At 63.2% G+C, this 18,410-nt stretch carries 18 protein-coding genes and 1 tRNA gene; 6 read left to right on the forward strand and 13 right to left on the reverse strand.

Going from position 1 to position 18,410, the window contains the following annotated elements; all coding sequences use genetic code 11:
* Positions 1–23: 23 nt before the first annotated feature.
* The 9 genes from J5M71_RS11930 to J5M71_RS11970 form a co-directional block, all read right to left on the reverse strand.
* Complete coding sequence (locus tag J5M71_RS11930; RefSeq protein ID WP_207832420.1) at positions 24–668, reverse strand: hydrolase; 645 nt, start codon at positions 666–668, stop codon at positions 24–26.
* Between the two features lie 887 nt (positions 669–1,555).
* On the reverse strand, positions 1,556–2,656 hold the full coding sequence (gene ychF / locus J5M71_RS11935; RefSeq protein WP_063911218.1) for a redox-regulated ATPase YchF: 1,101 nt from the start codon (positions 2,654–2,656) through the stop codon (positions 1,556–1,558).
* A 23-nt stretch (positions 2,657–2,679) separates the two neighbouring features.
* Positions 2,680–3,264 (reverse strand): aminoacyl-tRNA hydrolase, encoded by a 585-nt coding sequence (pth, locus tag J5M71_RS11940; protein ID WP_008099045.1) that lies wholly within the window; start codon positions 3,262–3,264, stop codon positions 2,680–2,682.
* Positions 3,265–3,343: 79 nt separating this feature from the next.
* The gene (locus tag J5M71_RS11945) at positions 3,344–3,937 is read right to left on the reverse strand and encodes a 50S ribosomal protein L25/general stress protein Ctc (protein WP_087502895.1); all 594 of its coding nucleotides are present in this window, start codon (positions 3,935–3,937) and stop codon (positions 3,344–3,346) included.
* Between the two features lie 121 nt (positions 3,938–4,058).
* The gene (locus J5M71_RS11950) at positions 4,059–5,000 is read right to left on the reverse strand and encodes a ribose-phosphate pyrophosphokinase (protein ID WP_016391678.1); all 942 of its coding nucleotides are present in this window, start codon (positions 4,998–5,000) and stop codon (positions 4,059–4,061) included.
* 47 nt (positions 5,001–5,047) lie between these two features.
* Positions 5,048–5,122 (reverse strand) — tRNA-Gln (locus J5M71_RS11955).
* A gap of 20 nt (positions 5,123–5,142) precedes the next feature.
* Entirely contained in the window at positions 5,143–6,003 is an 861-nt protein-coding gene (ispE, locus tag J5M71_RS11960; protein WP_207832422.1) for a 4-(cytidine 5'-diphospho)-2-C-methyl-D-erythritol kinase, read from the reverse strand.
* Between the two features lie 3 nt (positions 6,004–6,006).
* Positions 6,007–6,624 (reverse strand): lipoprotein insertase outer membrane protein LolB, encoded by a 618-nt coding sequence (gene lolB, locus J5M71_RS11965; RefSeq protein ID WP_207832423.1) that lies wholly within the window; start codon positions 6,622–6,624, stop codon positions 6,007–6,009.
* Positions 6,625–6,628: 4 nt separating this feature from the next.
* Positions 6,629–8,350, reverse strand: coding sequence for a tetratricopeptide repeat protein (locus J5M71_RS11970; RefSeq protein WP_207832425.1), 1,722 nt, complete (start codon positions 8,348–8,350; stop codon positions 6,629–6,631).
* A gap of 519 nt (positions 8,351–8,869) precedes the next feature.
* Here J5M71_RS11970 and hemA point away from each other — a divergent pair.
* From hemA to J5M71_RS12000, 6 genes are all read left to right on the forward strand, one after another.
* Positions 8,870–10,147 (forward strand): glutamyl-tRNA reductase, encoded by a 1,278-nt coding sequence (gene hemA, locus J5M71_RS11975; RefSeq protein ID WP_063911223.1) that lies wholly within the window; start codon positions 8,870–8,872, stop codon positions 10,145–10,147.
* The gene (gene prfA, locus J5M71_RS11980) at positions 10,144–11,226 is read left to right on the forward strand and encodes a peptide chain release factor 1 (RefSeq protein ID WP_013970909.1); all 1,083 of its coding nucleotides are present in this window, start codon (positions 10,144–10,146) and stop codon (positions 11,224–11,226) included. The genes hemA and prfA overlap by 4 nt, the downstream gene beginning before the upstream one ends.
* Positions 11,226–12,056, forward strand: a complete 831-nt coding sequence (gene prmC, locus J5M71_RS11985) for a peptide chain release factor N(5)-glutamine methyltransferase (protein WP_207832427.1) — start codon at positions 11,226–11,228, stop codon at positions 12,054–12,056. The genes prfA and prmC overlap by 1 nt, the downstream gene beginning before the upstream one ends.
* A complete protein-coding gene (locus tag J5M71_RS11990; RefSeq protein WP_013970911.1) occupies positions 12,050–12,805 on the forward strand; it encodes a molybdopterin-synthase adenylyltransferase MoeB in 756 nt (251 codons plus the stop codon). The genes prmC and J5M71_RS11990 overlap by 7 nt, the downstream gene beginning before the upstream one ends.
* Positions 12,798–13,595 (forward strand): glutamate racemase, encoded by a 798-nt coding sequence (gene murI, locus J5M71_RS11995; protein ID WP_207832429.1) that lies wholly within the window; start codon positions 12,798–12,800, stop codon positions 13,593–13,595. The genes J5M71_RS11990 and murI overlap by 8 nt, the downstream gene beginning before the upstream one ends.
* A 101-nt stretch (positions 13,596–13,696) precedes the next feature.
* Positions 13,697–14,215, forward strand: a complete 519-nt coding sequence (locus J5M71_RS12000; RefSeq protein ID WP_207832431.1) for an acyloxyacyl hydrolase — start codon at positions 13,697–13,699, stop codon at positions 14,213–14,215.
* 123 nt (positions 14,216–14,338) lie between these two features.
* Here the strand turns inward: J5M71_RS12000 and J5M71_RS12005 are convergent, their stop codons facing one another.
* The 4 genes from J5M71_RS12005 to J5M71_RS12020 are packed head-to-tail and all read right to left on the reverse strand — an operon-like array spanning position 14,339 to position 18,324.
* Positions 14,339–15,037, reverse strand: coding sequence for an SDR family oxidoreductase (locus J5M71_RS12005; RefSeq protein WP_207832433.1), 699 nt, complete (start codon positions 15,035–15,037; stop codon positions 14,339–14,341).
* Positions 15,034–16,476, reverse strand: a complete 1,443-nt coding sequence (phrB, locus tag J5M71_RS12010; RefSeq protein ID WP_207832435.1) for a deoxyribodipyrimidine photo-lyase — start codon at positions 16,474–16,476, stop codon at positions 15,034–15,036. Before phrB ends, J5M71_RS12005 begins: the two co-directional genes overlap by 4 nt.
* On the reverse strand, positions 16,467–17,366 hold the full coding sequence (locus J5M71_RS12015) for a MerR family transcriptional regulator (protein ID WP_207832437.1): 900 nt from the start codon (positions 17,364–17,366) through the stop codon (positions 16,467–16,469). The genes phrB and J5M71_RS12015 overlap by 10 nt, the downstream gene beginning before the upstream one ends.
* On the reverse strand, positions 17,356–18,324 hold the full coding sequence (locus J5M71_RS12020) for a DUF523 and DUF1722 domain-containing protein (RefSeq protein WP_207832439.1): 969 nt from the start codon (positions 18,322–18,324) through the stop codon (positions 17,356–17,358). Before J5M71_RS12020 ends, J5M71_RS12015 begins: the two co-directional genes overlap by 11 nt.
* Positions 18,325–18,410: the final 86 nt, after the last annotated feature.

Here is an 18,410-nt window from a genome sequence, read left to right on the forward strand (position 1 = left end):
GCGGCTGGTTTCACGGCTAACGGTCAGGACACCTTACGTTGTGGGGCTTTGTGCACCATGGTGTAGGCGTAATCAACGCCCATGCCGTAGGCACCGCTGTGTTCCACGACCAGGTCCATGACCGCCTGGTAGGTGTCCTTGTGTGCCCAGTCACGCTGGTATTCCAGCAGAACCTGCTGCCAGGTCACCGGAATCGCACCGGCCTGAATCATGCGCTGCACCGACATGTCGTGTGCTTCCTGAGTGGTGCCACCCGAGGCGTCGGTGACGATGTACACCTCGTAGCCGGCTTCCATGGCTTCCAGAGCCGGGAAGGTCAGGCAGACCTCGGTCCACAGCGCGGCCATGACCAGCTTCTTGCGGCCGGTGGCCTTCACGGCTTCAACCAGCTTGGCGTCTTCCCAGCTGTTCATCGAGGTGCGCTCGATCGGCTTGGCGCCCGGGTTCACTGCCAGCAGTTCGGGCCAGATGTAGCCGCTGAAGCTTTCGGTTTCGACCGAGGTGTAGATGGTCGGCACGTTGAAGATCCTGGCGGCCTTGGCCAGGCCAACGGTGTTGTTCTTCAGGGTCTGACGGTCGATCGACTGGACACCGAAAGCCATCTGCGGCTGGTGGTCGATCAGGATCAGAGCGGAGTTGGTTGGGTTCAGCAGTTCGCGTTTGGACATGGTCGTGATCTCTTCAGAATGGTTGAAAGCCATGGGTTTTAAATGGGTCACCGCGCTGTGCCGGTGGCGTTGTCTGCGGTATGGATGCCATTCTGACGAAGGGTCTATTTCAAGACAATTAGGCTTAAACGGGAATGATTGTTCCTTTTTTGGGGACAATTAAGCTGCTCGCTTACGCAGACACTATCCATGCGGATAGTGCCTTTTAATGCTTCTAATGAACGGACGGGTGAATCTGGCACGCTGACTCAGCCCACCTCCACCCGTGGTCCCGACTCGATGCAAACATCCGAAATTCATTACATCCGCACTCTGTCAGGGTTGGTCCTGAGCGAGGCGGAGTGTTCGAGTTTCCGATTTGCCAGGCATTACCACTTGGATCACCACATTGGGCTGGTTACCGACGGCATTTTCCGCCAATGTCTGCAAGGCCTTTCATGCACGCAACAAGCTCGCCTCGATACTTATAGACCGATCTGTTTGAGATTCGAACTGGAAAATGGCGCCAGTCTAAGCCTGAACTTTCCAGGTGAGAGGCATAGGCGTGAAGGTGTTTAAGGAGAGCGTTTACCGTTTCAACATCTCGATGCTGAGTCTGGATTTTGTCTAACGTCCACAGATTCACCTCTGACCAGCTCGCACCCGTATCCCAGAAAATTTGCGGAAGGTGTTTGATGTCAGGTAGGCGTAGATGGGGGGGGTAAAGGAGGAGGGACCACAGGAGGTGGTGGAGGAGACAGGAGAAAGGTGAACGTATTCCAGACAAGTCATATGAGCCTCCTCTAAAGAGCTGCCCGAGATGAGCTCGAGCTAGCACTTTACAGATTGACAGCCAACCATCGTGTCCATAGGTTGGCACATGATGGTTGGCTGCCAATGAGCACTCACTATACGTTGAAGCGGAAGTGCATCACATCGCCGTCTTTGACGATGTAATCCTTGCCTTCCAAGCGCCATTTACCGGCTTCCTTGGCACCGCTCTCACCCTTGAACTGGATGAAGTCGTCATAGGCCACCACTTCAGCGCGGATGAAGCCTTTTTCGAAGTCGGTGTGGATCACGCCAGCGGCTTGTGGTGCGGTGGCACCGACGCGTACGGTCCAGGCACGTACTTCCTGCACGCCGGCAGTGAAGTAGGTTTGCAGGTTCAGCAGTTCGTAACCGGCGCGGATCACGCGGTTCAGGCCAGGCTCTTCCAGGCCCAGGGCCTCAAGGAACATGTCCTTCTCTTCACCGTCTTCCAGCTCGGCGATTTCCGCTTCGATCTTGTTGCACACCGGCACCACCACCGCGCCTTCTTCCTCGGCAATGGCCTTGACCACGTCCAGGTGCGGGTTGTTGTCGAAGCCGTCTTCGGCCACGTTGGCGATATACATCACCGGCTTGCTGGTCAGCAGGTGGAAGCCGCGGATGACCGCCTTGTCTTCGGCGCTCATGTTCTTCATCAGGCTGCGTGCAGGCTTGCCTTCGGTGAAGTGCGGGATCAGCTGCTCGAGGATGGCCTTCTGCGCCAGGGCGTCCTTGTCGCCGCCCTTGGCGTTGCGGGCAACCTTCTGCAACTGCTTCTCGCAGCTGTCGAGGTCGGCGAAGATCAGTTCGAGGTCGATGATCTCGATGTCACGCTTGGGGTCGACGCTGTTGGAAACGTGGATCACGTTCTCGTCTTCGAAGCAGCGCACCACGTGGGCAATGGCGTCGGTCTCGCGGATGTTGGCGAGGAACTTGTTGCCCAGGCCTTCGCCTTTCGAAGCACCAGCCACCAGGCCGGCGATGTCGACGAATTCCATGGTGGTCGGCAGGATGCGGTTTGGCTTGACGATTTCAGCCAGCGCATTCAGGCGCGCATCGGGCATTGGCACGATGCCGCTGTTTGGCTCGATGGTGCAGAAAGGGAAGTTCTCCGCCGCGATGCCAGACTTGGTCAGGGCGTTGAACAGGGTGGACTTGCCGACGTTGGGCAGGCCGACGATGCCGCAATTGAAACCCATGGGTATTCCCCTCTCTAAGGAAATCAGGCCTTCTGGCTGTGCAGCTCGCGCATCGCTTTGGCGAAGTCGCCGGCAAGCACGTCCGGCAGCACGCCGAGGGCAAAATCGATGCTGGCGTCGAGCTTCTCCTGCTCGGCGCGCGGCGCGCGGCCCAGGACGAAGTTGGAGACCAGTTTGGCGTCGCCCGGGTGGCCGATGCCAAGCCGCAGGCGGTGGAAGTCGTTCTGGTTGCCGAGCTGCGCGATGATGTCGCGCAGGCCGTTGTGCCCACCATGGCCACCGCCGCGCTTGAGCTTGGCGACGCCCGGGGGCAGGTCGAGTTCGTCATGCGCCACCAGGATCGCTTCCGGCTTGATGCGGAAGAAATTGGCCAAGGCCGCCACGGACTGGCCGCTACGGTTCATGTAGGTGGTGGGGATGAGCAGACGAACGTCGTTGCCCTGATGGCTGAATTTAGCCGTCAGGCCGAAATATTTGCGGTCAGCGGTCAACGAGACGCGCTGGGCGCTGGCAATGCGTTCAACGAAAAGAGCCCCTGCGTTATGCCGGGTCTGTTCGTATTCGGGGCCGGGGTTACCCAGGCCGACGATCAACTGGATGGCGGTCACGTCAGGGGCTCTTCCTTGGAGTTGGTGGGTTACAGGGCGCGCGGCACTGTAACCCGATCAACGCCGGCGCGCGAGTGGATTACTCGGCAGCGCCTTCTGCTTCTGGAGCAACGCGTGGAGCGTGAACGTTGGCAACAGCTTTGTCATCACCGTGGGCCAGAGCTACGAACTCTACGCCTTTCGGAGCTTTCAGGTCCGACAGGTGGATGATGGTGCCGATTTCAGCGTTGGCCAGGTCAACTTCGATGAACTCAGGCAGGTCTTTGGCTTCGCAGGAAACTTCGATCTCGGCTTCTACGTGGGAGATCTCGCCGCCTTTCTTGACCGGGGCTTCTTCGTTGACGAAGTGAACCGGTACCTTGGCGGTCAGTTTCTGGCCAGCAACGACGCGAACGAAGTCGGCGTGCATGATGAAGCCTTTGGCCGGGTGACGCTGCAGGGCCTTGACCACGACGTTTTGCTTGGCGCCGTCGACGTTCAGTTCCAGAACGTGGCTGAAGGCAGCCTCGTTTTCGAACAGCTTGGTGATTTCCTTGGCCAGGATGGTCAGGGACTGGGCGTCCTGGTTACCACCGTAGACAACGGCTGGGATGTTGGCGGAGTGACGCAGGCGGCGGCTCGCACCTTTCCCCAGGTCAGTACGCGCTTGGGCGTTCAGAGTGAATTCGGTCATTTTGTTTCTCCAAAATAGCCCCCCGAGGGCGTTTGCGACCAGCGCCAACGGGGATGGCAAAAAAGCCCCGCCCCAACAACCAGTGTTGGGGCGGGGCGCTTTTCGTCAGCGTGTGTTCCGCTTAGCGGAACATCGCGCTGATCGATTCTTCGTTGCTGATGCGGCGGACCGCTTCAGCGACAACCGGTGCGATATCCAGCTGACGGATACGGTCACAGGCTTGAGCAGCGGCGGACAGCGGAACGGTGTTGGTCACCACCAGCTCGTCCAGTACCGACTTCTCGATGTTCTCGATCGCGCGGCCCGACAGGACAGGGTGCGTGCAGTAGGCGTAAACCTTGGCAGCGCCGTGTTCTTTCAGGGCTTTGGCCGCGTGGCACAGGGTGCCGGCGGTGTCGACCATGTCGTCTACCAGGATGCAGGTGCGCCCTTCGACGTCGCCGATGATGTGCATGACCTCGGAGTGGTTAGCCTTCTCGCGGCGCTTGTCGATGATACCCAGGTCGACGCCCAGGGACTTGGCGACGGCACGTGCGCGCACGACACCACCGATGTCCGGGGAGACGATCATCAGGTTCTCGAAACGCTGGTCTTCGATATCGTCGACCAGTACGGGCGAGCCGTAGATGTTGTCGACCGGGATATCGAAGAAACCCTGGATCTGGTCAGCGTGCAGGTCGACGGTGAGTACACGGTCGATACCGACGACAGTGAGCATGTCAGCGACGACTTTGGCGCTGATGGCTACACGTGCCGAACGCGGACGGCGGTCCTGGCGGGCGTATCCGAAGTAAGGAATCACGGCGGTGATTCGGGATGCTGAGGAGCGGCGGAAGGCGTCGGCCATCACTACCAGTTCCATCAGGTTATCGTTGGTCGGGGCACAGGTCGGCTGAATAATGAAGACGTCTTTACCACGAACGTTTTCATTGATCTCGGCACTGATCTCGCCGTCGGAGAACTTACCGACAGAGACATCACCGAGAGGGATATGCAGCTGACGTACTACACGCCGAGCCAGATCGGGGTTGGCATTCCCCGTAAAGACCATCATCTTGGACACGCGCAGTACCTGAAGGCTGAGGGTAACCTGGATGAGTATAAGGAAAATGGCAGGGGCGGCTGGATTCGAACCAACGCATGGCAGGATCAAAACCTGCTGCCTTACCGCTTGGCGACGCCCCTGTATCTGTTGCTGCGAACGCTTATGCGCTCGACTTCTTGACCAGACTTTGCAGCTTGCGATGCAACATCGAAACGTTGCTTCCTTTCGCCACAAACCCTGTTTGGGTCGCTGAAAGAAGGGCCAGTACTTTATCAGCTTCGGCTTTGCTTGGGAAGGCCCCAAACACACAACTTCCAGTACCGGTTAATCGAGCCTCAGTGAATTTGCCCAGTGAATTCAACGCATTGCGAACTTCCGGGTAACTCTGCTCTACCACCGGTTGGCAGTCATTTCGACTGTTTCCCTCGGGAACGGGGCGCATCTTAAGGGGGAGCGAATCACGTGTCAACTGTGGATGTGAAAAAATTTCTACTGTGCTGACAGACACTTGCGGCACCAGCACGACATACCACGGCTCCTCCGGGTCGACCGGGGTCAGTTGTTCACCCACGCCCTGGGCGAATGCCGCGTGGCCGCGCACGAATACCGGTACGTCGGCGCCCAGGCTCAGGCCCAGTGCGGCCAGGCGGTCTTCGTCCCAGTCCAGTTGCCACAGGTGGGTGAGGGCCAACAGGGTAGTGGCGGCATCCGAGCTGCCGCCGCCGATGCCACCGCCCATGGGCAGCACCTTGCTCAGCCAGATGTCGGCGCCCAACGTCGTGCCGGATTGCTCCTGCAGCTTGCGCGCGGCACGCACGATCAGGTTGCTGTCGTGCGGTACCGCCTCGATCTCGGTATGCAGGCGGATCACGCCGTCGTCACGCAAGGCAAAGTGCAGTTCGTCGCCGTGATCGAGAAACTGGAACACGGTTTCCAGCTCGTGATAGCCGTCGGCGCGGCGGCCGATGATGTGCAGCCACAGGTTGAGCTTGGCCGGGGCGGGCAGGGTAAGGGTTTGCATGTATCAGTGTCCCAGCTGGCGCGGCTGCCAGTCCTTGACCACCAGGGTCACGTCGATGTCCTTGCCGTGCAGCTTGAGGCGCTCGGGCAGCCAGTAGCCGTTCTGTTCGGTGTAGCTCAGGTACTGCACCTGCCAGCCATCCTGGTCGAGGCTGGCCAGGCGGCTGTCGCTGTCCAGGGTCAGCTTGCTCTTGCTGTCGGGGGCGGGCAGGCCGCGTACCCACCAGACCAGGTGCGAGACCGGCAGCTGCCAGCCCAGCTGTTCTTCCAGCAGGGCTTCGGGGCTGGGGGCCTCGTAGCGGCCCTGGTTGGCCACTTCCAGCACCACGCCGCCGGGGCGCCCGGTCAGACGTGCGGCGCCACGGCCCAGCGGGCCGGCCAGGCGAATGTCGTAGTAGTCCTGGCGTTGCAGCCAGAACAGCGTGCCGCTACCGGAGTCGCGTGGGGCACGGATGCCGACCTTGCCGTTGATCTGCCAGCCATCGAGGCTGCTCAGCTGCTCTTTATGGGCGCGCCACTGCTGCGGGTTGCCGTGGCCCTGCAGGGCCTCGCGGCTACCGAAGCCGGCACAGCCGGCCAGCAGGGCGATCAGGGTGAAGGTAATGCAATGGCGCAGGAACATGGCGTTAGAGAGTCTCGGATCCGGTCAGGCGCAGGAGGGTCTTGCGCAGGATGGGGCTGTCGGCCTGGGCTTCGAAGCCCTTGGCCCAGACCTGGCGGGCTTCGCGGCGCTTGCCGTTGGCCCATAGCACTTCGCCCAGGTGGGCGGCCACTTCGTGGTCGGGGAAGCTGGCAAAGGCCTTGCGCAAGTAGGTTTCAGCCTCGTCGAGGTTGCCCAGGCGGTAGTTGACCCAGCCCAGGCTGTCGAGCACCGCCGGGTCGTCCGGGGTCAGCTGATGGGCCTTGTCGATCAGCGCCTTGGCTTCGCTGTAGCGGGTGGTGCGGTCGGCCAGGGTGTAGCCGAGGGCGTTCAGGGCCATGGCATTTTCCGGCTCGCGGGCGATGATGGCGCGCAGGTCTTTTTCCATCTGCGGCAGGTCGTCACGCTTTTCGGCCAGCATGGCGCGGGTGTACAGCAGGTTGAGGTCGTCCGGGTAGCGCTGGATGGCTTGCTGCAGCACCTGGCTGGCCTGGGCGTCCTTGTTGTTGTTGCTGTAGCTTTCCGATTCGATCAGGAACAGCTGGATGGCGTAATCCGGCTGGGCTTCGCGGGCGTCGGCGAGCAGGCGGGAGGCCTCGGTACCACGGCCGTTGGCGATCAGGATGTCGGCCTGGCGCAATTGCGCCGGCAGGTAGTCGGGGCCCGGGCCGACCAGGGCGTATTCACGCAGGGCGCCAGCGGGGTCGTGGCGCTCCTCGCGGATGCGGCCCAGGTTCAGGTGCGCGGCGTCGACGTTGCTGTCGCGCTCGATCAGCTCCTGCAGGTAGCCCTCGGCTTCATCCCAGTCCTTGTTTTCCAGGCACACCAGGGCCAGCGAATAGCGCAGTTCGTCGTCGTCGGGGTATTGCTGGACCAGGCTGAGGAACTCGCCCTTGGCATCGGCGATGCGGTCCTGTTCGACCAGGGTGCGGGCATAGGTCAGGCGCAGGCGCTTGTCGTCCGGGTTGTCGCGAATCGCGCCGCGCAGCAGTGGCAGGGCCTCCGGGCCGCGGTTCAGGGCTTGCAGCAGGCGCGCGCGCAGCAGGATCGGGGCGACTTCGTCGTTTTGCGGCGGGTGCGACTCGAGCAGCTCCAGAGCTTCTTCGGCCTTGCCGTCCTGGTTCAGCAGCAGGGCCTTGCCGAACACCAGCTGGCTGTTGTCCGGGTACTTCACCAGCAGGCGCTCGAAGCTTTGCAGCAGGCCGTCGCGGGTGCCCTGGTCGGTTTCGGCGGCGGACAGGGCGAGGAAGTCGAAATGGGTGTCGCCTTGGCCCTGCAGCACCTTTTCCATGTACGCCATGGAGTCGTCATAGCGGCCGGCGCGGGCCAGCTGGATGGCGGCGGCGCGCTGGGCGTCGAGGTTCTGCGGGTCGTTGCGGGCCCAGACCAGGGCGTTGTCCAGCGCCGGTTCGTCGGCGCCGAGGTATTCGGCAATGCGGTAGGCGCGCTCGGAAACCCCCGGGTCCTGGGTTTTCGCGGCCTGGTCGGTGTAGTTGGCCAGGGCGATGTCGAAGCGGTTGCGTTGGCCGGCCAGCTCCGCCACCAGCAGGCTATAGAGCGTGTCCTGCTTGAACGAGCCATACACCACGGGCTTTTCCGCCTCGGGTTTGCCGGCCTCGGCGACGGGAGGCTCGGCCTTTTGCGGGGCCAGGCTCTGGCAGCCCTGGAGCAGGGCGAAGGCAAGCAGCAATGCGTATGGTTTGTTCATAGAAGGCTTATTGGAGGACTCACCGGCGGTCGGAGCATGATGACACAAGCGCGGGGGCAAACCCACCTGTGCTGTGGCTGGTTAACTGCGACCTTTGAGGGGGGGGAAGGGTTCCGGACAGGTTGGTTGTGCCGGGTGTATGGCTTGATTGGTGTGGTGGTGCGGAGATCGAGCGCCGCCCGCGCGGCGCTTCGCGGGACAAGCCCGCTCCCACATTTGTTGCAACGTGGCCATGTCTGTTGGAGAGGCGTTGCCAGCCTTGGTGCATGTCTTCAGACAAGTGGGGCTGCGGATGTGTCCACCTCGAAATAGAGTCGAGCCAACAAGGCGTGCAACCATGGCCTGACAGGTTCGGCACGTTGCAACAAATGTGGGAGCGGGCTTGTCCCGCGAAGCGCCGCGCGGGCGGCGCTCGATTTTACAGGCGCAGAAAGTGTCAAGGCGAACACCAACGGTGGTTGTCCTGAAACCTGCGAAAGAGGACAATTATCGGCTTCTCGTCACAACCAGCGACCTTGCATGGCCTTTCTTGCACTTGGTATCAACCATAAGACTGCCTCGGTAGACGTACGCGAGCGCGTGGCGTTTACCCCAGAGCAGCTGGTAGACGCCCTGCAGCAGCTCTGCCGACTGACATCCAGCCGCGAAGCGGCGATCCTGTCGACCTGCAACCGTAGCGAGCTCTATATAGAGCAGGACCACCTGTCCGCCGATGCCGTGCTGCAATGGCTGGCCGACTATCACCGCCTCAGCCTGGACGAGCTGCGCGCCAGCGCCTACGTGCACGAAGAGCACGAGGCGGTGAAGCACATGATGCGGGTGGCCTCCGGCCTGGACTCGCTGGTGCTCGGCGAGCCGCAGATCCTCGGCCAGATGAAGTCCGCCTACGCCGTGGCGCGTGAGGCCGGCACCGTCGGCCCGCTGCTCGGGCGCCTGTTCCAGGCCACCTTCAGCGCCGCCAAGCAGGTGCGCACCGACACCGCCATCGGCGAAAACCCGGTGTCGGTGGCGTTTGCCGCAGTCAGCCTGGCCAAGCAGATCTTCAGCGACCTGGGCCGTAGCCAGGCCCTGCTGATCGGCGCCGGCGAAACCATCACCCTGGTCGCCCGCCATCTGCATGAGCAGGGCGTGCGCCGCATCGTCGTGGCCAACCGTACCCTGGAGCGGGCCAGCATCCTGGCCGAGCAGTTCGGTGCGCACGCGGTACTGCTGGCCGACATCCCCCAGGAACTGGCCAACAGCGACATCGTCATCAGCTCCACCGCCAGCCAGCTGCCAATCCTCGGCAAGGGCGCGGTCGAGAGCGCGCTGAAGCAGCGCCGGCACAAGCCGATCTTCATGGTCGACATCGCCGTACCGCGCGATATCGAAACCGAAGTCGGCGAACTGGACGACGTCTACCTGTACACTGTCGATGACCTGCACGACGTGGTGGCGGAAAACCTCAAGAGCCGCCAGGGCGCGGCCCAGGCCGCCGAGGAACTGGTGTCGGTGGGGGCCGAAGATTTCATGCTGCGCCTGCGCGAGCTGGCCGCGGTGGACGTGCTCAAGGCCTATCGCCAGCAAAGCGAGCGCCTGCGCGACGAAGAACTGCAAAAGGCCCAGCGCCTGCTGGCCAACGGCGGCAACCCCGAAGACGTATTGGCCCAACTGGCCCGGGGGCTGACCAACAAACTCCTGCATGCGCCAAGCGTGCAACTGAAAAGGCTCTCGGCCGAGGGCCGCCTCGATGCGCTGGCCATGGCCCAGGAACTCTTTGCCCTCAACGAGGGCTCGACGGACAAATCCCCGCAATGAAAGCGTCGCTGCTGAACAAACTGGAAATCCTCCAGGACCGCTTCGAAGAACTCACCGCACTGCTCGGTGATGCCGAGGTCATTTCCGACCAGACGCGCTTTCGCGCCTATTCCCGTGAGTACGCCGAAGTCGAGCCGGTCTACGCTGCTTATAAAGAGTGGCGCAAAGTCCAGGACGACCTCGAAGGTGCCCAGGCGCTGCTCAAGGACAGTGACCCGGACCTGCGCGAAATGGCCGTGGAAGAAGTGCGTGAAGCCAAGGAACAACTGCTGACGCTGGAGTCGCAGCTGCAACGCATGCTGTTGCCCAAGGACCCCAACGACGGCCGCAACGTGTTCCTCGAAATCCGTGCCGGCACCGGTGGCGACGAGGCAGCGATCTTCTCCGGCGACCTGTTCCGCATGTATTCGCGCTACGCCGAAAAGCGTGGCTGGCGCCTGGAAATCCTCTCCGAGAACGAAGGCGAACACGGCGGCTACAAGGAAATCATCGCTCGCGTCGAGGGGGAGAGCGTGTACGGCAAGCTCAAGTTCGAGTCCGGCGCGCACCGCGTACAGCGCGTGCCCGAGACCGAATCCCAGGGCCGTATCCACACCTCCGCGTGCACCGTGGCGGTACTGCCCGAGCCGGACGAACAGGCGGCCATCGAGATCAACCCGGCCGACCTGCGCGTGGACACCTACCGCGCATCCGGTGCCGGTGGCCAGCACGTCAACAAGACCGATTCGGCGATCCGTATCACCCACTTGCCAACCGGTATCGTGGTCGAGTGCCAGGAAGAGCGTTCGCAGCACAAGAACCGTGCCCGCGCCATGTCCTGGCTGTCGGCCAAGCTCAACGACATGCAGACCAGCGCGGCGCAGAACGCCATCGCCACCGAGCGCAAGCTGCTGGTCGGCTCTGGCGACCGTTCCGAGCGCATCCGCACGTACAATTATCCGCAGGGCCGGGTGACCGACCACCGTATCAACCTGACCCTGTACTCGCTGGACGACATCCTCGCCGGCGGCGTGGAGGCGGTGATCGAACCGCTGCTGGCCGAGTACCAGGCCGATCAACTGGCCGCCCTGGGGGACTGATGACCATCATCGCCAGCCTGCTGCGCAACGCGCAGTTGCCAGAATCGCCCACCGAGCGGCTGGATGCCGAGCTGCTGTTGGCTGCGGCCATCGGCAAGTCGCGCAGCTACCTGCATACCTGGCCCGAGCGAATCGTCAGCAGCGAAGACGCCGAGACCTATGCCGGTTACCTGCAGCGCCGCCGTGGCGGCGAGCCGGTCGCCTACATTCTCGGGCTGCAGGGCTTCTGGAAGATCGACCTGGAAGTGGCGCCGCATACCCTGATCCCGCGGCCGGATACCGAGCTGCTGGTCGAAGCCGCCCTTGAGCTGCAACCTGCCACGCCGGCCAAGGTCCTTGACCTGGGCACCGGCACCGGCGCGATTGCCCTGGCCCTGGCCAGTGATCGCCCGGCCTGGCAGGTAACCGCAGTGGACCGAGTGGAGGAGGCCGTCGCCCTGGCCGAGCGCAATCGCCAGCGCCTGGGCCTGGAAAACGTCCAGGTACGCCTCAGCCACTGGTTCGACAGCCTGGCCGGCGAGCGTTTCGACCTGATTGTCAGCAACCCGCCCTACATCGCCGCCGCAGACCCGCACCTGGTTGCCGGTGATGTGCGCTTCGAGCCCAGCAGCGCGCTGGTGGCCGGGGCCGATGGCCTGGACGACCTGCGCGTAATCGCCGCCCAGGCCCCCGCGCACCTGTTGCCGGGTGGCTGGTTGTTGCTGGAACACGGCTACGATCAGGCAGCGGCGGTGCGCGCCCTGCTGGCTGAACAAGGTTTCATCGAGGTCGCCAGCCGCATGGATCTGGGCGGTCATGAACGCATTACCCTGGGGCGCCTGCCATGTTGAGTGATCAGGAACTGCTGCGTTACAGCCGGCAGGTATTGCTGGCCCAGATCGATATTGACGGCCAGTTGCGGCTCAAGCAGAGCAAGGCGCTGATCGTCGGGCTCGGTGGCCTTGGCTCGCCAGTTGCCCTGTACCTGGCCGCCGCCGGGGTGGGGGAGCTGCACCTGGCCGACTTCGACACCGTCGACCTGACCAACCTGCAACGCCAGGTCATCCACGACAGTGCCAGCGTCGGCATGAGCAAGGTCGATTCGGCCTTGCAGCGCTTGCAGGCGATCAACCCGGAAATCAGCCTGGTCGCCCATCGCCAGGCGCTGGACGAGGATTCGCTGGCGGCCGCCGTGGCGGCGGTCGACCTGGTGCTGGACTGCTCCGACAACTTCGGTACCCGTGAGGCGGTCAACGCCGCCTGTGTCGCGGCTGGCAAGCCGCTGGTCAGCGGTGCGGCGATCCGCCTGGAAGGGCAGTTGTCGGTGTTCGACCCACGGCGTGACTACAGCCCTTGCTACCACTGCCTGTACGGCCATGGCAGCGAAGCCGAACTGACCTGCAGCGAAGCCGGCGTGATCGGCCCACTGGTGGGCCTGGTAGGCAGCCTGCAGGCGCTGGAGGCGATGAAGCTGCTGGCCGGGTTCGGCGAGCCGCTGGTCGGCCGCCTGCTGTTGATCGATGCGCTCGGCACTCGTATCCGCGAATTGCGGGTCAAGCGCGACCCGGCTTGTGCGGTCTGCGGCAAGCGCGATGGCTGAGCGTTCGGCGCCGGTCGGCGTGATGGACTCCGGGGTTGGCGGCTTGTCGGTACTCGCCGAGATCCAGCGCCTGCTGCCCAACGAGACGCTGCTGTACGTGGGTGATTGCGGCCACATACCCTACGGCGAGAAGTCGCCGGACTATATCCGTGAGCGTCTCCGGCGCATTGCTGCGTTCTTCCATGAACAGGGCGCCAAGGCCATGGTACTGGCCTGCAATACCGCCACGGTGGCGGCGGTGGCCGACCTGCGCGAGTTGTACCCGAACTGGCCGCTGGTGGGCATGGAGCCGGCGGTGAAGCCCGCTGCCGCCGCCACGCGCTCTGGCGTGGTCGGTGTGCTGGCCACCACCGGTACCCTGCAGAGCGCCAAGTTCGCCGCCTTGCTCGACCGTTTTGCCAATGACGTACAGGTCATCACCCAACCTTGCCCGGGGCTGGTCGAGTTGATCGAGGCCGGCGACCTGGCCAGCCCGGCGCTGCGCCAGTTGCTGCAAGGTTATGTTCAGCCGTTGCTGGCCGCTGGCTGCGACACGCTGATCCTCGGCTGCACCCATTACCCCTTCTTGCGCCCGTTGCTGGCCGGCATGGTGCCAGCCGACGTGGCCATCATCGACACTGGCGCCGCGGTGGCGCGCCAACTGCAGAGGCTGCTGGGCGCGGATGACCTGTTGGCTGAAGGACCGGCTCGGGATACCCGTTTCTGGACCAGTGCTGATCCGCAATCTCTCAGGAAAATCCTACCTTTGCTGTGGCATAAGTCTGGCAGTGTGCAAAGCTTTTCATTGTAAAGAAAACCTGAAAAGCAACTGAACTACCGTACCGCTGCCGTTTTCTACCGCCTTGCCTGATATGAGGCGGACACTAATAACAGCAAAGAAGGATGTTGCTCATGAAGAAGCTGCTCGGCTTGGCGGCGGCTGCCGTCTTCACCCTGGGGCATTCATTGTCGGCGCAGGCTGCCGATGTTTCGTTTTCGGTGGGGCAGACCGGTGACTCGACCATGGTCTACCGGTTGGGGCTGCAATCGAATTGGGAGGCGAGCTGGTGGCAGACCAGCGTGGGGCGCCTTACGGGGTACTGGGATGGGGCCTACACCTATTGGGATGGCGACAAGACCGCGAGCAACCACAGCCTGTCGTTCGCGCCGGTGTTCGTTTATGAGTTTGCCGGGGAGTCGGTGAAGCCTTACATCGAGGCGGGGATCGGTGTGGCGGCATTCTCCAGCACCGAACTGGAAGACAACGAACTGGGCTCGGCGTTCCAGTTCGAGGACCGCATCGGCTTTGGTTTGCGCTTTGCCGGTGGGCATGAGATTGGCGTGCGGGCGATTCACTATTCCAACGCGGGCATCAAACAGCCCAACGATGGCGTGGAGAGCTACAGCCTGCATTACCGCATGGCGCTCTGAGCGCTCCTGTGCCGGCCTCTTCGCGGGTAAACCCGCTCCCACAGGGTGGACTGTATCTTGAGTGCAGTGGTGTACCTGTGGGAGCGGGTTTACCCGCGAAGAAGGCAGTGCCGATGCCAGACTCTACCGCGTCAACGGCCACAGGCCATTGAGGTCCAAAGCCTCCAGCACAAGCTCAGGTTCCCTCTGTGGCCACCGCCGCAGCAGTTCTTCTGCCGCATTCTGCGGCGTCCACACCTCTGGTATTGCCTGCGCCGGGGTTACAGGTGTCTTCAACGACTGCGGCCCAACCACTGTTAGCTCAACCCCCAGAGCCTTCAATGCCTGACGCTGCTCGCGCACCCACTGCGGCAAGTTGTTCCAGCCCGCAGTCACCTGCGTCGGCGCATATAACTGCAAGGCCGAATACCGGTTGAACACCGCCATCACCTGCGGCGAGTCACCCTTCGCCAGCAAGGGCAGCGCATTGGCCAGGCAATGCTCGCTGGCCAACTGGTTGCCAGTGACGAGCGCCTCGAACAACTCGCTGTCCGCCACATCGTCCACCAGGTAATCGCTGGTACCGGCGTTGATGATCAAGCCATCCAGCGAGCACCAGGCATGGCAGATCTGTTGGCTGGCCTGGGCCGCCTGCTGTTCTTCATGCAACTGCCAGGGCAAGCGCAACAATTGGCTGCCATAACGCGCCGCCAAGGCATCCAGTGCCTCGCTGTCCTTGCCGCTGGCGGCTACCCGGTGTCCTTCCGCGAGCAACTCTTCCACCAGCGCCAGGCCTAGTCCATTGCCGGCGCCCGTTACCCAGATACTGCGTGCATTGTTCAAGATAGCGCCCTCTGATCCTGCCGGCGCGGGAGGCCCTTGAACGCCTCCAGCGCGCGCTGGCGACTGCTGTCAAGATCGACGATTGGACTGTAGTAGGATTGTCTGGCAAAAAGATCGGCTGATCTTACGGGAAGATGAATGGTTTTTTCATCCAGCCCCTGCAATTCCGGCAGCCAGTGCCGAATGAAACGCCCCTGCGGGTCGAAACGCTGCGACTGTGAAACCGGGTTGAAGATGCGGAAATAGGGCACTGCGTCGGTGCCGGTGGACGCGCTCCACTGCCAGCCGCCGTTGTTGGCGGCCAGGTCGCCGTCTATCAGGTGGCGCATGAAATGCCGCTCGCCCTTGCGCCAGTCGATCAGCAGGTTCTTGCTGAGGAACATGGCCACGATCATGCGCAGGCGGTTGTGCATCCACCCAGTGTGCAGCAGTTGGCGCATGGCGGCGTCGATGATCGGGAAGCCGGTACGCCCCTGTTCCCAGGCTTCAAGGTCGGCCGGTGCGTCGCGCCAGGGCAGGGCTTCGGTCTGGGCGCGGAAGGCGCGGTGACGCGAGACCTGTGGATAACCGGTCAGGATGTGTTTGTAGAATTCGCGCCAGAGCAGCTCGTTGATCCAGGTTTGCACGCCGCTGCTACCGCTGTCGAACTCGCCGCGGTTGCTGGCCAGGGCGCCGTGCAGGCACTGGCGCGGCGAGATCACGCCAGCGGCCAGGTAGGCGGAGAGCTGGCTGGTGCCGGGCCTGGCAGGCAAGTCGCGCAGTTGTTGGTAGTCGTCGATGGTCTCGTCGAGAAAGCGGGTCAGCCGCGCTTGTGCCTCGGCTTCACCGGCCGGCCAGTGGTCGCGCAGGGCCTGAGCGGGTTTTTCGAAGCCGTCCACGTGCTGGGGGATCGGGTCGCTGCTGATCTGCAGCGGTGCCTGGCGTTTGACTCGGTGGGCCAGGGCGGGGAGGCCGCGGTGCAAGTGCTCCAGGCAGCTCTTCTTGAACTGGCTGAACACCTGGAAGTAGTCGCCGCTGCGGGTAAGGATGGTGCCCGGGCGGAACAACAGCTGGTCGAGGTGGCTGTGGGCCTGGATGGCCGCCTTTTCCAGCAGCGCCCGGGTGGCGGTGTCGCGACGTTGTTCGTTGATGCCGTACTCCTCGTTCCAGTGCACGCTTTGCACCTGGTGTTGGCGGCAGACATCGAGCACCGCCTGTGGCGCCTGGTCCCAGGTGTCGATCTTGCGGATCAGCAGGGGAATGTTCAGGCGTCCCAGCGACTGGCGCAGGTCGCGCAGGTTGCGCAGCCAGAAGTCGACTTTGCAGGTAGCGTCGTCGTGGGCCTGCCATTGTCCGGGGCTGACCAGCCACAGGGCGACGGTCGGGCCGCGCTCGCTGGCGGCGCTGAGCGCGGTGTTGTCATCGATGCGCAGGTCACTGCGCAGCCAGGTCAGGTGCATGGTGCGGTCATCTCTACGGGCTGGCGGTCATGGGCTTGCAGCAAACGCAATGCCGCCTGTGGGGTATCGAACAGGGCGAGGTTGGGCAGCCGGAGGGCTCGCAGCCGGGCTTCGTGCAGCGCCAGCGTTGGCCCACCGAGCAAGGTCGGTACGGGCAGGTTGGGCAGGGTGCGTTGCAGCGCCTTTTCATCGATGCGTGGCCCCAGGTGCAGGAGCACGGCGCGCGGTTTGAGCATGGTGACGGCGCATTGCAGGTGCGCGCCGGCAATGGCGTGCTCCAGCACTTCGACTGGCAGGCCGTTGCTGGTGAACAGCCAGGCGCACAACCACAAATCGGGGTTGAAGGTGCGTTCGCTGTCTTCAGCCAGCAAGATGGCAGGGCCTTGCAGCAACTGGTTGTCGTGGTAGACCCGGGCGCCCAGCTTGCTGCGCAGCCAGCTGTGGAAAAACACCTGCTCCAGCCGTGCATTGAAGTAGTTGCGCCAGCGCAGCTCCAGGAGGTCGAGCAGCGGCAACAGCAACTGCTCGCACAGGGTGACGGCCGGGTACAAGGCCATCGCCTGGTTGAGCTGCTGGTCGAGGGCGCGCTGCGACAGCGTGGCAATGGCCTCGATCAGCTGGAACTGCCGGGCTTGCCAGTCGCCTTTCGGCGCCGTGCTGGCCGGTTTGTCGAGCAGCTCACGTACCTGGCTGACGGAGGCACCGCGCTGCAGCCAGGCGAGGATCGCCTCGACGCGTGCGACCTGCTCCAGCGGATACAGGCGATGGCCCTTGGCAGTGCGCTGGGGCTTGAGCAGGCCGTAGCGGCGCTCCCAGGCGCGCAGGGTGACGGGGTTGACGCCCGTGCGGCGAGCCAGTTCGCCGATGGGCAACAGGATTTCAGACGGCATTGCGCAGGCCCAGGCGCTCTGGGTGCGGCTGCAGGTAGGCCTGTTGCTGCAGATACGGGTCGGGGTGCTTGCGCAAGTGGTGCTTGAGCAGGGTCAGCGGCACCACCAGCGGCACAACGCCTTGCTGGTATTGGCCGATGACGGTCTGCAGCTCGGCTTTGTCCTGCTGAGTGAGCGCGTCCTTGAAGTAGCCGCTCAGATGCTGCAGCACGTTGCCATGGGTGCCACGGCTGGCGCAGCGGCGCAGGGCCTGCATCAGCTGGCTGAAGTAGCGCGGGCCGATGCTTTGCGGGTCGTCTTCCTTGCTCATGCTGCCAAGCAGGCGCCCCAGGCTGCGGTAGGCTTGGGGGTTGTTGGCCATCAGCAGGTACTTGTAGCGTGAGTGGAAGTGCACCAGGGCGCCCCGGCTCAGGCCTTCGGCCAGCAGGCGCTGCCAGTCGGCGTAGGCGTACACGCGGCTGATGAAATTCTCGCGCAGCACCGGGTCGTGCAGGCGGCCTTCTTCTTCCACCGGCAGGTCTGGGCGCCTTGCGCAGAACGCCTGGGCATACACGCCCCGCCCGCTGTTGAAGGCCGGATGGCCATTGTCCTGGTACACCTTGACCCGCTCCAGGCCACAGGAGGGCGATTTCTGCATGAAAATGTAGCCGCAGATATCGTCGAGTTCGGCGGCCATTTGCTCGCCGTAGCTGCGCAGCGGGCCGGTCAGGTCCATCCCGGGGTTGCGGGTTCCGACCACTTCCGGTTGCTCGGGGTCGCCGACCAGGCGGATCGGGTCGCGCGGTACGCCCAGGCCGATGGCCACCTCCGGGCACACCGGCAACCAGTCGAAGTGTTCCTCGAGCTGCGTGCGGCACAGGTCGGAGGCCTTGTGGCCGCCGTTATAGCGCACGCTGTGCCCGGTCAGACAGGCGCTGATGGCGATACGCGGCTTGCTGTGGGCGGATGAGTCGTGCATGGGCTGTCTCCAGATAACCTGTACGAAACCAAAAACTTGTACAGGTTTATTCCAGCACAGCCCTGAAGTTATGCAAACCAGTTTTT

It is taken from the genome of Pseudomonas sp. 43(2021) (assembly GCF_017490805.1).
GTDB lineage: Bacteria > Pseudomonadota > Gammaproteobacteria > Pseudomonadales > Pseudomonadaceae > Aquipseudomonas.